Here is a 14,181-nt window from a genome sequence, read left to right on the forward strand (position 1 = left end):
GGGCGCGGCGTCGAGGCGCGCGACGAGGTCGCCGGCGACCTCGCGGGCCGACCGGATCAGCAGCGACCGGTCCAGCCGCCCGCCCCAGCGGCCCGACAGCAGGTCGGCGCCCTTCGGGTCGAGCGCCAGCCCGCCCAGCACGCGCACCTCGGGCGGCGGCGGCCCGGCCTGCGCGGCCGGGTCCGGGGCCTGCCGGCCGCGGGCGCCGACGATGATCCGGTCGACCTCGGCGATGGAGCCGCGGAAGTCGCGCGGGTCGGCGAGCACCAGCACCCCGACCGGCGGCCCGCCGCGCAGCTCAGCCGCCAGCGCCGCGACGCGCTCGCGCAGGTGGGCGACCTGTTCCAGGGTCGCCCGGGTCAGCAGGACGACGAGGTCCGCCTCGCGCAGCAGCTCGGTCAGCGGGGTGCCGGCGCCGAGCCGCCCGCAGTCGGCGATCACGTCCACCGGGCCGAGGCCGGCGAACGCGCGGCCGAGCGGCCCCCACAGCCACGTCATCGCCTGCGCCTGCTCGGCGTTGGTGAGCCCGACGAGCACGTCGAGGCCGCCGACGAGCCGCTGGCAGTGCTCGGCGATCTGGTCGGGGCGCAGCCCGCGGCGGGCCGTCGCGGCGAGGCTCAGCAGCCCGCGCGCCGGGTTGAGCATGCCGCCGTCGCCGCCGCCCTGCCGGCCGGTGCCGCCGTCCGGCGCGGCGGCGGGCAGCCGGTACACGAGGTCGCCGCCCGCCTGGTCGCACTCGGCGACCAGCACCGGGCGCGGCCACACCGCGCCGAGGGCGACCGCCGCGGTCGTGACGCCCGGCGCCCCCTTGTCGGCCGCGAGCGCGATCAGTGCCACTGTCAGTTCCCGCCTGTGCCCGGAGTGCCGGTGCCGGTGCCCGCGCCGTCGCCGGTGCCGGTGCCGTCGCCCGTCCCGGCGGGCTGCGAGCCGCCGGGCGTCGGCGACTGCTTGCCCGGCGTCCCGCCGGCCGGCTGCCCGCCCGCCGGGCCGGGCGCCTTCGTCCCGTCCGGGATCAGCGCGAGCGCGACGGTCCCGGCGGACGCGGCCTCCGTCACCTGCGGGGCGTCGGCGGGCGCGACGGCGACGTCCACGGTGGTCTGGTCGGAGCGCAGCCGGTCGCCCCCGCCGCCCCCGACGTTGATCACGATGGCCTCGGCGGCGAGCACCGTCCCGGCGCGCGGGCCGCCGCCGCTGCCGTTGCCGACCGCGTACAGGGTCACCTTCTTGCCGCTCTCCACGCCGCCGGACGGCAGCTGCCCCGGCTTGAGCGCGAGGCCCACGACGAGCCGGCCCTTGGCCGCCTCGTCCGTCCGGCTGATCATGCCGTTGGTCAGCAGCGCGCCCTTGACCAGCGGGACCGACGCGTAGTACCGGGACACGTTCAGCCGTTCCGACCAGTTGATGAACTGGACGCCGGTGTCGCCGATCTGCACCTCTTCCAGGGCGCTCTGCGGGATCTGCTGCCCCGCCGCGACGGGCTGCGCGATCCGGATCGCCGACACCCGCTGGCCGCTCGCCATCACCAGGTACGCGCTGGCCAGCGCGCCGCCGAGGATGAGCAGCACGGCGAGCGCGGCCAGCGCCGGCTTGCGCTCGCGCGGCGAGACGGGCAGCCGCTGCCCGCCGGAGGTCCCGAGGCCGGAGCGGCCGAGCCCGCCGCCGGCGTTCGGCCCGGGGGAGCCGCCGGACGAGCCGCCGGCGAGGGCCGACTGGTTGGCCTTCATCGCGCTGCGCACGTGCCCCTTCCCGCCCTCCCGCGGACCCCGCCTCAGGAGGTCTCCGCATCATCGGGCGATCCATGCTTGCGGTGCGGGCAAGGCCGCGTCAATGGATTCGGTGAGGGTAAGCGGGCCGTTCTCCCCGACCATGGCGGTGACCTGCGAATTCACCGGCGACTTCGCTACTTACCACCAGTCACATCTGTCACTGACCGCATCTGGCGGGACCTCCGCGGCGGCCGGAAGGCCCTGGGGCGGCGGCGCTACGGCGCGCCCTGGAAGCCGACGAGCCGCCCCAGCAGGGACATTGCGTGATCGAAGTAAGCGGCCCGTTCCGCGATCACATTGTTGAATTGCCCGAACAATTCGAAACTGACCGTCCCGTACAGACCGGCCCAGGCGGTGAACGCCCGGGCCACCACGTCGTCGGGCGCGTCGATGTGGAGCGCGGCTCGGCCGCGCGCCAGGTCCTCCCCCAGCACGGGCGGCGCCGGCGGGCACGGCCCAGCGGGCTCCAGGGCGCCCGCCGCGTGGGCCTCCGAGACGAGCCGCGCGAAGACGACCGTGTCCCGCACGGCCGCGGGGACGGTGTCCTCCGGCGCCTCGTAGCCGGGCACCGGCGAGCCGTACAGCAGCGCGTACTCGTGCGGGTGCGCCAGCGCCCACGCACGGACGCTCCGGCACACGGCGAGCCACCGCCCGGAGAAGGACTCCCCTGCCTCGCGTGAGGTCGCGTCGGCCTGCTCCACGGCGTCGCCGACGGCGTTGTAGCCGTCGATGATCAGCGCGGTCAGCAGGTCGTCGCGGCTCGGGAAGTAGCGGTAGATCGCCGAGGAGGCCATGCCCATCTCGCGGGCCACCGCCCGCAGCGACAGCCCCGCCGCGCCCTCCGTGGCCAGTTGCTCCCGCGCGATGCCGGTGATCTCTCTGATCAGCTCCGCGCGCACCCGTTCCCGAACCGTCCGCCCGCTCATGCGGCGAGGCTAGCAGAGCGCCGGAACAAAACGAGAGCACTGCTCTTGACGAGCACTGCACCAAAGAGAGAGCATTGCTCACAATAGAGAGCGCCGAACCGCCGGCGCTCGGACCGGATCGAAGAGCAACGAAGGAGAAGGACCATGGGCAAGCACGTGATCGTCGGCGCCGGGCAGGTCGGCTCGCACCTCGTCGAGCGGCTCACCGGCATGGGGCACGACGTCACCGTCGTGACGCGCTCCGGATCCGGGCCGGAGGGCGTCGAGCGGGTCGCCGCCGACGTCGCCGACCGGGCCCGGCTGGCCGCCGTCGCCAAGGGAGCCGACACGATCTACAACTGCGTCAACCCGCGCTACCACCGCTGGGCGCGGGACTGGCCGCCGATGGCCGCCTCGTTCCTGGGCGCCGCCGAGGACACCGGCGCCGCCCTCGTCACCCTCGGCTGCCTCTACGGGTACGGGCCGGTCGACGGCCCGATGACCGAGGACCTGCCGCTGGCGGCGACCGGCACCAAGGGGCGGGTCCGCGCGGCGATGTGGCACGACATGCTCGCCGCGCACCGGGCGGGCCGCGTCCGCACCACCGAGCTGCGCGGGTCCGACTACTACGGCCCCGGCAGCACCGACCAGGCGTACGTCGGCGAGACGCGGTTCGTGAAGCCGCTGCTGGCGGGCAGGCGCGTCCTCTACTTCAGCGACCCCTCGATCCCGCACGCCTGGACGTACCTGCCCGACGTCGCCGAGGCGCTCGCCATCGCCGGCACGGACGAGCGCGCCTACGGCCGGGCCTGGCACATCCCGACCGGGCCCGCCGTGTCGACGCGGGAGGTCGCCGAGCGGCTGTGCCGGATCGCCGGCGCGCCCGCCCCGCGCATCCAGGAGGTGCCGCGGCCCGTCTTCACGGCGCTGGGGCTCGCCAACCCGATGCTCAAGGAGCTGCGGGAGACCCGCTACCAGTTCGACAGGCCGTACGTCCTGGACTCCTCGGCCTTCCAGTCCGTTTTCGGCATGGCGCCGACGCCGATGGACGACGCGCTCAGGACCATCGTCGCCGCGTCCCGCGCGTCGGCGTCCCGCGCGGCGTGAGGCCGGGACGCCCCGCCGCCGCCCGAACCGGCTTCGCCGGAATCTGCGGGCCCCGCTAATTAAGCTGGCCCGGACGGCAGCGCCGGCGGCGCGGGGCGGCGCGCGATGGAGGGCTCGGATGCGGATCTCGTTCACGGCGCTGACCGGCGGCGGACCACGCGACGTCGTCATCGACATGGACTCCGGGATCACCGTCGCCGGGGTCGCGCGGTCGCTGACCGCGGCGCTCGACGCGCCGGCGCCCGCGGCCGAGGGGATCCCCGCCCCCCGCTTCTCCAAGGAGGCGCTGCTTTCCAAGGAGGCGCTGCTCACCGGCGCGCCGCGGGCGCCGCGCGTCCCAGCCGCGGGCCCGTCCGCCGAGCGCGGGGCGCTGTGGATGGACGGGCGGATGCTCGACCCGCAGGCGCTCGCCGCCAAGGAGCTGCGGGACGGCGCGGTCGTCGCGGTCGAGCGGGGCGCCGCCGCCGCGACCGTCCTCGCCGAGCCGACCGGGCTGGTCGAGGTCCGGGTCGTCGGCGGGCCCGCGGCGGGGCCGGTGCACCGGCTCGGCCTCGGCGTCACCACGATCGGGTCCGGCGACGAGGTGGACGTCGTGCTCGGCGACCCGTCGATCCCGGCCCGGTCGCTGCGGCTCACGGTCGGCCGCGACGCGGTGGAGGTCGAGGCGTCCGCGATGACGATGCAGGGCGCCGCCAGGCTCGACGGCGAACCGCTGACCGCGCGGACCGTCTGGCCGATGGGCGGGATGCTCACGGTCGGCGCGAGCGTGCTGACCCTCGCGCCGAGCGCCGCGCCCGACACCCACCTGGAGCCGCTGCCCGAGGGCGGCCTGGCGTTCAACCGGCCGCCCCGGCTCGCGCCCGCGCACCGCGTCCGGACGCTGGAGGTCCCGAAGCGGCCCGAGCGGAACCCGCGCGAGCGGCTCCGGCTGTTCGGCGCGATCCTGTTCGCGGTGTTCGGCCTCGCCATGGCGTTCGGCCTGCACCAGTGGTGGTGGGCGCTGTTCGCGCTGGCGTGGCCGGTGATGACGGTCGGCGAATGGGCCGGCGACCGGATGCACGGCCGCAAGTCGTACAAGAAGGCGCTGAAGGAGTACCAGCGCAGGGCCGACGCGTTCGGCGGCGAGCTGGACGGGCTGCGCCGCGAGGACGAGGCCGAGCGCCGCGCCCTGTACCCCGACCCCGCCGAGGTGCTGCTGACCGCGACGGGCCCGCGCCGCCGCCTGTGGGAGCGCCGCCGCGAGGACCCCGACGCGCTGCACCTGCGGCTCGGCGTCGCCGACCTGCCCGCCCGCATCGAGCTGACCGACCCCACGGGCGGCGATGCCGGCGCGCTGCCGGTGCCGCCCGCCCGCCTGGTGCCCGTCGCGCTGCCGCTTGGCGAGCTCGGCGTGCTCGGGCTGACCGGGCCGCGCCCCGCGTCCCGGGCGCTCGCCCGCTGGCTCGTCGCGCAGGCCGCCGTCCTGCACAGCCCCCGCGACCTCGCGATCATCGTGCTGTCCGCCGACCAGCACGCGGGCGACGAGTGGAACTGGGTGCGGTGGCTGCCGCACTGCGCGCCGCGCGAGGGCGAGGAGTGCGTGGCGCTCGTCGGCGCCGACCCCGAGTCCGCGGCGCACCGCGTCACCGAACTCGCGATCCGCGTGACGGAACGGCGCCGGGCCGCGCAGGCCGAGTCCGCGTTCTTCGGGAAGGGCAAGGCCGCGGACGCCGTCCCCTACAACATCCTCCTCGTGCTGGACGGCGCGCGCGCACTGCGCCGCATACCCGGCATGCCGATGCTGCTGTCGCGCGGCGTCGAGTACGGCATCCACGCTATCTGCGTGGACGACGAGGAGCGCCTCCTCCCCGAAGAGTGCAACGCCGTCGCCGAGTGGGACCCGCAGTACCCGTCCTTCGTCCACGTTCGCGGGCAGGGCCTCGACGACCTCGGTCCCGTGCTCGCCGACCAGGTGTCCCCGGCGTGGACCGAACGCGTGGCGCGCGCGCTGGCCCCCGTACGGGACGTGTCCCGCGAAGACGCGCAGGAGGCCATCCCGTCGAACGTCCGGCTCCTGGACCTGCTCGACATGGCCGAGCCCACCGCCGAGCACATCCTCCAGTCCTGGTCGCGCACCGGCGGCCGCAGCACGCGCGTCCCCATCGGGCTGGGCTCCGGCGACCGGCCGGGACGTCCCGGGCAGCCCTACGAGATCGACCTGCGCACCGACGGCCCGCACGCCCTCATCGCCGGAACCACCGGCGCGGGCAAATCCGAGCTGCTGCAGACGCTCATCGCGTCCCTCGCCGTCGCGAACCGCCCCGACGAGATGACGTTCGTCCTCATCGACTACAAGGGCGGCGCCGCGTTCAAGGACTGCGCGCGCCTCCCCCACACCGTCGGCATGGTCACCGACCTCGACGGGCACGCCACCGAACGCGCCCTCGAATCCCTCGCCGCCGAGCTCCGCCGCCGCGAGGAGGTCCTGCTGCGGGCCGGCGCCAAGGACATCGACGACCACAACGACGCGGCGGGCGCCCTGCCCCGCCTCGTGCTCGTCATCGACGAGTTCGCCGCGATGGTCGCCGAGCTGCCCGACTTCGTCGCCGGGCTCGTCGACATCGGCCGCCGCGGCCGGTCCCTCGGCGTCCACCTGATCCTCGCCACGCAGCGGCCCGCCGGGGTCGTCACCGCCGACATCCGCGCCAACACCAACCTGCGGATCGCGCTGCGCGTCACCGACCCCGACGAGTCCACCGACGTCATCGACGGGCCCGAGGCCGCCCGCATCGCCAAGTCCACGCCGGGCCGCTGCTACGTCCGGTCCGGCTCGGCGGCGCCGCACGCCGTCCAGTCCGCCCGGATCGGCGGGCGCCGCGCCGGGCCCGCCGGCCGGCGGACCAGCGTCCTGCCGCTGCCCTGGCAGGGCCTCGGGCACCCGCTGCCCGCGGCCCCGGACCCGGCCGGCGGCGCCGGCGACACGCCCGCCACCGACCTCGCCGTCCTCGTCCAGGCCGTCGACGAGGCCGCCCGCCGCGCCGGGATCGCCCGGCAGCCGTCGCCGTGGCTCACCCCGCTGCCCGAGCAGGTCCGGCTCACCCCGCGCACCGCCGCGGGCGGCTCCGTCGTGGACGTCCCCGCGATCCCGTTCGGGATCACCGACCTGCCGGCCGTCCAGTCGCGCGAGCCGCTCGTCCTCGACCTGCCGGCCGGCGGCCACCTGTACATCGCGGGGTCGCCGCAGTCCGGGCGGTCCACGGCGCTGCGCACCATCGCCGGGTCCCTCGCGGGCGCCTGCTCCCCCTACGACGCGCACCTGTACGCCGTCGACTGCGGCGCCAACGCGCTCCTGCCGCTGATCTCGCTGCCACACTGCGGCGCCGTCGTCACCCGCGACCAGCTCGACCGCTGCGAGCGCCTCCTCACCGCGCTCGCCGCCGAGGTCGCGCGCCGCCAGCAGCTCCTCGCCGAGGCCGGGTTCGCGTCGCTCGCCGAGCAGCGCGCCGCCGTCGCCGCCACCGACCGGCTCCCCTGGATGGTGCTGCTCCTCGACCGGTGGGAGGGGTTCCTCGGCGCGTTCGAGCACTACGACTACGGCCGCCTCGTCGACCAGACGCTCCGGCTGCTGCGCGAGGGCGCCGCCGTCGGCCTGCGCGCCGTCTTCACCGGCGACCGCACCGGCCTCGGCGGGCAGATCTCCACGGTCTTCGACCGGCGGCTCGTGCTGCGGATGGCCGACCCGAACGACTACGGCTACGCCGGGCTGCAGGACAAGCACGTCCCCGCCGCGATGCCGCCCGGCCGGGCCCTCGAACCGGCCGCGCCCGGCGCCGCGCCCCGCGAGTCGCAGATCGGCCTGCTCGGCGACGACCCGTCCGGCACCGCGCAGGTCGCCGCCCTCCAGGAGATCGCGCGCGCCTCCGTCGCCCGCTACGGCCGCCTCCCCCGCCGCCAGCGGCCCCTGCACGTCGACGAGCTGCCCGTCCGCGTCACCTACCGCGAGGCGATGGCGCTGGACGAGGCGTTCCTCGCCCCGTCGGCGCTCTGGGCCCTCGTCGGGGTCGGCGGCGACACCCTCGCCCCCGTCGGCGCCGACCTGCTGAACGAGGGCCCCGGCTTCACCGTCGCCGGACCGCCCCGCTCGGGCCGCTCCACCACGCTGCGCACGATCGTCCACTCGCTGCTGGACCCGGCGGTCGGCGGCGGGCTCGTCCCGGTCGTGCTGGTCACGCCGCGCCGGTCGCCGCTGCGGCTGCTGTCCGGGCGGCCCGGCGTCCTCGGGGTGCTGACGTCCGACTCCGGCCCGGACGACCTCGATCAGGCGATCGGCGACGAGCACCGCTACGCCGTCGTCGTCGACGACGCCGAGCTCCTCGACGAGACGGACATGGACGACGCCCTCCGCGACGTCCTGCGCACCGCGCGGGACGGCGAGCACGCGGTCGTGGTCGGCGGCACGACCGCCGACATCGGCCGCGGCTACCGCGGTTTCCTCGCCGACGCGCGCCGGTCCCGTTCCGGGGTCCTGCTGTCGGTCGAGTCGCCGGACGACGGCGACCTGTTCGGCCTGCGCCTGCCCCGCAACGCCCCGCTGGCCGGGCCGACCGGCCGCGGCCTGTTCGTCGCGGCCGGGGCCGCCACCCAGATCCAGGTGGCGCTCCCGCCTCCCGTCACATCCGACTAGCGCCGGGCCCGGGCGGGGCGGGGGCCCGCCGGGGACGGCCTGCGGCTGGGCCCGCGGGGGACGGCCTGCGGCTGGGCCCGAAGGGGAGAACGATGCGGGTCCCGGCCTCGGGGGGATGGGCCGGGACCCGCGGTCCGTGTCGAGCCGTCAGCGCGTGGCGGCCTCGATGTTCTGCTGGGACTTGCGGATGTCCTGGCTGCCCTGTTCGAGGGCGAGGGCCATCTTGTCGAAGGCGGTCTTGGCCTCGGCCCAGGCGCTGCGGAACCGGTCGGCGCCGGGGCCCCACCAGGCGGCGCTGCTGCTGACGGTGCGGCCGTTGAGGTCCCTGATCAGGGCGTCCAGGTTCTTGGAGTGCTTGCTGAAGATCCGGGACAGCTCCTCCAGCTCGCCGAGGTTGGCGCCGCGCTTGTCACCGCTCATCGCTTCGACCCTCCGTCGCCGATCCGTTGCCGGCCCCGCCCGCCGGGACGGGCGGGACGTCAACTGGAACGTTTTCCGGTCCTGCCGCACTGCGAAAGAATGGCGCCAGCCTACGCCTCCCCGATCACGGGAATCCAGCGGCACATCGGAGATCGGGCGACGAAACACCCGTAATCCCGCCGTTCGCGCGTGGCCGGATGTGGCCACACAACCCCCGCCAGGTGGAGGTTTCGCGTCCCGGTGCCACCGCGCGGCGACGCTCCGCAATGCCGTGACCCGCTTAATTACTGTCCGTCAAAGGCATTTCAGAGCGGCCCCTCGGCGGGCTTTCCGGAAGAACGCCCCGCAATGCCGGAAAGGGCGCGCTCAGCGGGAGCGCGGGGCCGGGTCGTTGACCGGCCGCGCGTTCGGGTCGAGGACGCGCTCGCCCACCAGGACGATGTCGTCGCCGCGCCGGCGGAAGTCGAACCGGCGCGGCACCGACTGGGTGACCTTGCCGGTCCCGTACCGGACGACGGTGTGCTCGACGGCGTCCAGGGTGATCCGGTCGCCGGCCCGGAGGGCGCGCCGGACGTCCAGGCTGGTGCGGGCGCCGGTGTAGGCGGGGCCGCCCTCGACGGGGGCGCGGTTGCTGTTCTCCAGCTGGCGGAAGGCCCGCTCCTGGACGCGGGCGACGCGCGGGGAGATCCGGACCCCGAGCACCTCGGTGGGCACGTCGGGGTGGTCGCGCGCGGGCCGCTGGACGAGCGCCTCGGAGCGCCCCTGGAGCAGGGTCCCGGCGGCGGCGGTGAGCTGCCGGGTGGTGACGGCGTCCAGGACGGACGGTCCGCTCCGGGCGGCGGACGACGGCGCCGCCAGGCAGCAGGCCAGGGCCGCCGCGAGTCCGGCCCGGGTCCAACGGCAAGCCATCCGGCCCCTTCCTGCGTTCCGCTCGCTGACGAGGCTGATCAGTGGCGAAGATACACCGGCGCGGCGGCCTCCGGGCGGACCTCTCGGGATCGGGGAATGAAAACCGTTCCCACCCTGTTGGCAGGGGTGAACAGCCGAGCACCAGGGAGGGAACGATGAGGAACAGGATCCACCCGGAGTACCGGCCCGTGGTCTTCCGCGACCGCGGTGCGGACTACGCCTTCCTGACCCGGTCGACGGCCGAGACGGACCGCACGATCGAGTGGACGGACGGCCGCACCTACCCGCTGGTCGACGTGGACGTCTCGTCCGCGAGCCACCCGTTCTACACGGGCCGCCAGCAGGTCCTGGACACCACGGGGGCCGTCGAGCGGTTCAACCGCCGGTACAACCGGAGCTGAGACGTCCGGACGCGCCTCCGGGCCGCCACCGCGCCCCGGCGCGGCCCGGGGACCGCGTCCGACCGCGAAGGCCCGCGCCTCCCCGAGGCGCGGGCCTTCCGCATGCCCGGAGCCCTTGCCCGCATGCCCGGAGCCCTTGCCCGCATGCCCGGAGCCCTTGCCCGCATGCCCGGAGCCCTTGCGGGGCAGGGGCGGGCGCACGGTCCCACTCAGCGGCAACTCGCCTGAAAGTTGGCATCCCGGTGCAATAAGGAGGGCCTTACGAAAACCTCGAACGGCGGTTATCTAGACTGCGTGCGAGGTTTAGGGAGGAGACCCACGTGCGCAAGGTCCTGATCGCCAACCGCGGTGAGATCGCGGTTCGTATAGCCCGTGCCTGTCGCGATGCGGGGCTGGCCAGTGTGGCGGTGTACGCCGAACCCGATCTGGAGGCGCTGCACGTACGGGTCGCCGACGAGGCGTACGCCCTGGGCGGCCAGACCGCCGCGGACAGCTACCTGGACATCGACAAGCTGCTGAAGATCGCGGCCGAGGCCGGCGCGGACGCCGTCCACCCCGGCTACGGGTTCCTGTCGGAGAACGCCGACTTCGCCGCGGCCGTCGAGAACGCCGGGCTGACCTGGATCGGCCCGCCGCCCGCCGCGATCACCGCGCTCGGCGACAAGGTGCAGGCCCGGCACATCGCCCAGAAGGTCGGCGCGCCGCTGGTCGCCGGCACCAAGGACCCGGTGTCGGGCGCCGACGAGGTCGTCGCGTTCGCCGAGGAGCACGGCCTGCCGATCGCGATCAAGGCGGCGTTCGGCGGCGGCGGCCGCGGCCTGAAGGTGGCCCGCAAGCTGGAGGAGGTCGCCGAGCTGTACGAGTCGGCGGTCCGCGAGGCGGTCGGGGCGTTCGGCCGCGGCGAGTGCTTCGTCGAGCGGTACCTGGACAAGCCGCGGCACGTGGAGACCCAGTGCCTGGCCGACAAGCACGGCAACGTGGTCGTCGTGTCGACCCGCGACTGCTCGCTGCAGCGCCGCCACCAGAAGCTCGTCGAGGAGGCCCCCGCGCCGTACCTGTCGGACGAGCAGCTGGAGCTGCTGTACAGCTCGTCCAAGGCCATCCTGAAGGAGGCCGGCTACGTCGGCGCCGGAACCTGCGAGTTCCTCGTCGGCCAGGACGGGACGATCTCGTTCCTGGAGGTCAACACCCGGCTCCAGGTCGAGCACCCGGTGACCGAGGAGGTCGCGGGCGTCGACCTGGTCCGCGAGATGTTCCGGATCGCCGAGGGCGAGGAGATCGGCTACGGCGACCCCGAGCTGCGCGGCCACTCGTTCGAGTTCCGGCTGAACGCCGAGGACGCGGGCCGCGGCTTCCTGCCCGCGGTCGGCACGCTGACCGCGTTCGACCCGCCGCACGGCCCCGGCGTCCGGCTGGACTCCGGCTACGTCGCCGGGCAGACCGTCCCGCAGGCGTTCGACTCGCTGATCGCCAAGCTGATCGTGACCGGCGCGACCCGGCGGCAGGCCGCCGAGCGGGCGCGGCGGGCGCTGGACGAGTTCGTGATCGACGGCATGCCGACCGTGCTGCCGTTCCACCGGGTGGTGCTGGACGACCCGGCGTTCGTGCCCGCCGACGACGAGACGCCGTTCAGCGTCCACACGCGGTGGATCGAGACCGAGTTCGACAACACGATCGAGCCGTTCGACCCGTCCGCCGCGGGCGAGGAGGCCGAGGCGGGCGAGCGCGAGCACGTCACCGTGGAGGTCGGCGGCAAGCGCATCGAGGTCGTGCTGCCCGCCGGGCTGGGCGCGTCCGCGGCCCCCGCGGCCGGGAAGGCGGCGCCGGGCAAGCGGCGCGGCGGCAAGAAGGGCGGCGGCGCCCAGGCGTCCGGTGACTCCCTGGTCAGCCCGATGCAGGGCACGATCGTCAAGACGGTCGTGGAGGACGGCGCGACCGTCGCGGCGGGCGACACCATCGTCGTCCTGGAGGCGATGAAGATGGAGCAGCCGCTCACCGCGCACAAGGCCGGCACGATCACCGGCCTGACCGCCGAGGTCGGCCAGACCGTCTCGTCCGGGGCCGTCATCTGCGAGATCAAGGACTGACGCGCGTCCCGCGCCGCGACACCCCCGTCCAGCCCGATTTGGACGGGGGTGTCTCGTTCGTCACTAAAGGCGGTTTTTACGGAACGCGTGCGGCGGCCCGGTCGTCGGCCCTGATGAGGGGGCAGACTGAAACCATGAGTTCCGAGATCCGTACCGTCCGGCCGGTGCTCCGCGCCGCGGTATCGGCGGTGGTCCTCGCCGTGGCCGTGCTGGCGGGCCTCGCGGCCCCCGCCCTGGCCGCACCCGCGCACGCCGCATCCTCGCAGGCCGCGTCCGCCCAGGTCACGGCCGGTCAGGCGGCCTCGTTGCCCGCCGACACCGTCGGGCAGATCGCCAAGGGCCTGCTCGGCTCGCGCCTGTACGTGACCACCGACTCCGGCGCGAACCTGTCGGCGGCCGACCAGCAGCAGGTCCGGTCGGCGCTGGACGGCGACCACGACGCCGACATCCGCGCCGTGGTCGTCCGGAACGACGTCAGCGGGCCGCAGGTCGGGCAGATGCTGAAGGCCGTCGCGAACCGCGTCGGCAAGGGCCAGACGTACGTGGCGATCACCGCCGACGGCACCCGGATGGGCGGGATCTCCAAGAAGCTCGACACCAACGAGATCAACCAGCTCGTCACCCGCACCGACGGGTCGCCGCTCAAGCAGCGGCTGATCCAGTTCGGGAACCTCGCCGAGAAGAAGGTCGACGACAAGGCCAAGTCCGGCGCGGTCGTCGGGTACGTCGTGATCGGCGTCCTCATCGTGATCGCGGCGGCGGTCACCAGCGTCGTCCTCGTCGCCCGCAAGCGGCGCCGCGAGCGGCACGCCCGGCAGATGGCCGACCTGAAGCAGGGCGTCCAGGAGGACGTCACCCTGCTCGGCGAGGACATCGCCCGGCTCGACCTCAACGTCATGGACCCCGGCCTCGATCCGGACACCCGCGCCGACTACGAGCGCGCCATGAACTCCTACGACAAGGCCAAGACCGCGACCGAGCGCGCCCAGAAGCCCCAGGACATGCAGGCCGTCACCACCGCGCTGGAGGACGGCCGGTACTACATGACCGCGACCCGCGCCCGGCTGGCCGGCGAGCCCGTGCCCGAGCGCCGCCCGCCGTGCTTCTTCAACCCGCAGCACGGGCCGTCCGTCCAGGACGTGACGTGGGCGCCTCCGGGCGGCGTGGCCCGGTCCGTGCCGGCCTGCGCGGCGGACGCCCGCGCCGTCCTGGAGGGCGGCGACCCGGACGTCCGGATGGTCCCGTACGGGGACGCCCGGCGCCCGTACTGGGATGCGGGCCCCGCCTACGCGCCCTACGCCGGCGGCTACTACTACGGCTACGGCGGTTTCGACCTGCTCAGCGGCCTGCTGCTCGGCACCGCGCTCGGCTCGATGATGGGCGGCGGGTTCGGCTGGGGCGGCGGCTACTACGGCGATGGCTTCGGCGGGGACGGGTTCGGCGGCGGTGACGGCGGCTTCGGCGGGGACGGCGGCGACGTCGGCGGCGGCTGGGACTTCGGCAGCGGCGACTTCGGCGGCGGCGGAGGAGACTGGGGCGGCAACGACTTCGGCGGCTTCTGAGGTGGTCTCCCGCGCATGACCCGCATACCAGGCGACCCGGGTCCGTTAGGCCGGATCCGGTACGCCCTGGGGTTCCGGCTCCCGCCCCGCAACCGCGACTGGGTGCGGCACGACCTCACCGACGCGGGCTGGCGCGGCCGGCTGATGCTGCGCCACCTGTACGTGATGGTCCCGGTCTGCCTGCTGCTGGCGCTGCTCCCGGGCCCGGCGTGGGTGCGCGCCGCCGTCCCGCTGCTGGCGTTCGTCGCCAGCACCCTCACGGTCGCGATCAGCGCCGAGGACCTGCGCCGGTCCCGCCTGCACCGGCACGGCCTCCACCCGCCCGACCGCCGCTGACGGCCCGGGGCGGCGCCGTCCGGCG

11 protein-coding genes are annotated in these 14,181 nt (G+C 75.1%); 6 read left to right on the forward strand and 5 right to left on the reverse strand.

Annotated features, from left to right (window positions below; all coding sequences use genetic code 11):
- The 3 genes from F9B16_RS30390 to F9B16_RS30400 form a co-directional block, all read right to left on the reverse strand.
- On the reverse strand, nt 1–837 hold an 837-nt coding region (locus tag F9B16_RS30390; RefSeq protein WP_151543649.1), incomplete at its 3' end, for a hypothetical protein.
- A 2-nt stretch (nt 838–839) separates the two neighbouring features.
- Nucleotides 840–1,736, reverse strand: a complete 897-nt coding sequence (locus tag F9B16_RS30395) for a hypothetical protein (RefSeq protein WP_192809070.1) — start codon at nt 1,734–1,736, stop codon at nt 840–842.
- 245 nt (nt 1,737–1,981) lie between these two features.
- Nucleotides 1,982–2,692: a TetR/AcrR family transcriptional regulator gene (locus F9B16_RS30400; RefSeq protein WP_151543650.1), complete on the reverse strand. Its 711-nt coding sequence runs from the start codon at nt 2,690–2,692 to the stop codon at nt 1,982–1,984.
- Between the two features lie 144 nt (nt 2,693–2,836).
- Between F9B16_RS30400 and F9B16_RS30405 the strand changes: the two genes are divergently transcribed.
- Together F9B16_RS30405 and F9B16_RS30410 are read left to right on the forward strand one after the other, a co-directional pair.
- Nucleotides 2,837–3,778 carry an NAD-dependent epimerase/dehydratase family protein gene (locus F9B16_RS30405; RefSeq protein ID WP_151543651.1) on the forward strand — a complete coding sequence of 314 codons (942 nt, stop codon included), beginning with the start codon at nt 2,837–2,839 and terminating at the stop codon, nt 3,776–3,778.
- A gap of 118 nt (nt 3,779–3,896) precedes the next feature.
- Entirely contained in the window at nt 3,897–8,441 is a 4,545-nt protein-coding gene (locus tag F9B16_RS30410) for an FtsK/SpoIIIE domain-containing protein (protein ID WP_151543652.1), read from the forward strand.
- A gap of 147 nt (nt 8,442–8,588) precedes the next feature.
- Here the strand turns inward: F9B16_RS30410 and F9B16_RS30415 are convergent, their stop codons facing one another.
- Both F9B16_RS30415 and F9B16_RS30420 read right to left on the reverse strand, forming a co-directional pair.
- Nucleotides 8,589–8,861 carry a WXG100 family type VII secretion target gene (locus F9B16_RS30415; RefSeq protein ID WP_151543653.1) on the reverse strand — a complete coding sequence of 91 codons (273 nt, stop codon included), beginning with the start codon at nt 8,859–8,861 and terminating at the stop codon, nt 8,589–8,591.
- 366 nt (nt 8,862–9,227) lie between these two features.
- Nucleotides 9,228–9,770: a hypothetical protein gene (locus F9B16_RS30420; RefSeq protein ID WP_151543654.1), complete on the reverse strand. Its 543-nt coding sequence runs from the start codon at nt 9,768–9,770 to the stop codon at nt 9,228–9,230.
- Nucleotides 9,771–9,925: 155 nt separating this feature from the next.
- On the opposite strand from F9B16_RS30420, the gene F9B16_RS30425 reads away from it, so the two are divergent.
- From F9B16_RS30425 to F9B16_RS30445, 4 genes are all read left to right on the forward strand, one after another.
- Entirely contained in the window at nt 9,926–10,171 is a 246-nt protein-coding gene (locus F9B16_RS30425; protein ID WP_151543655.1) for a type B 50S ribosomal protein L31, read from the forward strand.
- A gap of 320 nt (nt 10,172–10,491) precedes the next feature.
- Complete coding sequence (locus F9B16_RS30435) at nt 10,492–12,258, forward strand: acetyl/propionyl/methylcrotonyl-CoA carboxylase subunit alpha (RefSeq protein ID WP_151543657.1); 1,767 nt, start codon at nt 10,492–10,494, stop codon at nt 12,256–12,258.
- 134 nt (nt 12,259–12,392) lie between these two features.
- Nucleotides 12,393–13,820, forward strand: a complete 1,428-nt coding sequence (locus F9B16_RS30440) for a hypothetical protein (RefSeq protein ID WP_151543658.1) — start codon at nt 12,393–12,395, stop codon at nt 13,818–13,820.
- 15 nt (nt 13,821–13,835) lie between these two features.
- A complete protein-coding gene (locus tag F9B16_RS30445) occupies nt 13,836–14,156 on the forward strand; it encodes a DUF5313 family protein (RefSeq protein WP_151543659.1) in 321 nt (106 codons plus the stop codon).
- Nucleotides 14,157–14,181: the final 25 nt, after the last annotated feature.

This window comes from Actinomadura montaniterrae (genome assembly GCF_008923365.1).
In the GTDB taxonomy this organism is placed as follows: Bacteria; Actinomycetota; Actinomycetes; order Streptosporangiales; family Streptosporangiaceae; genus Spirillospora; species Spirillospora montaniterrae.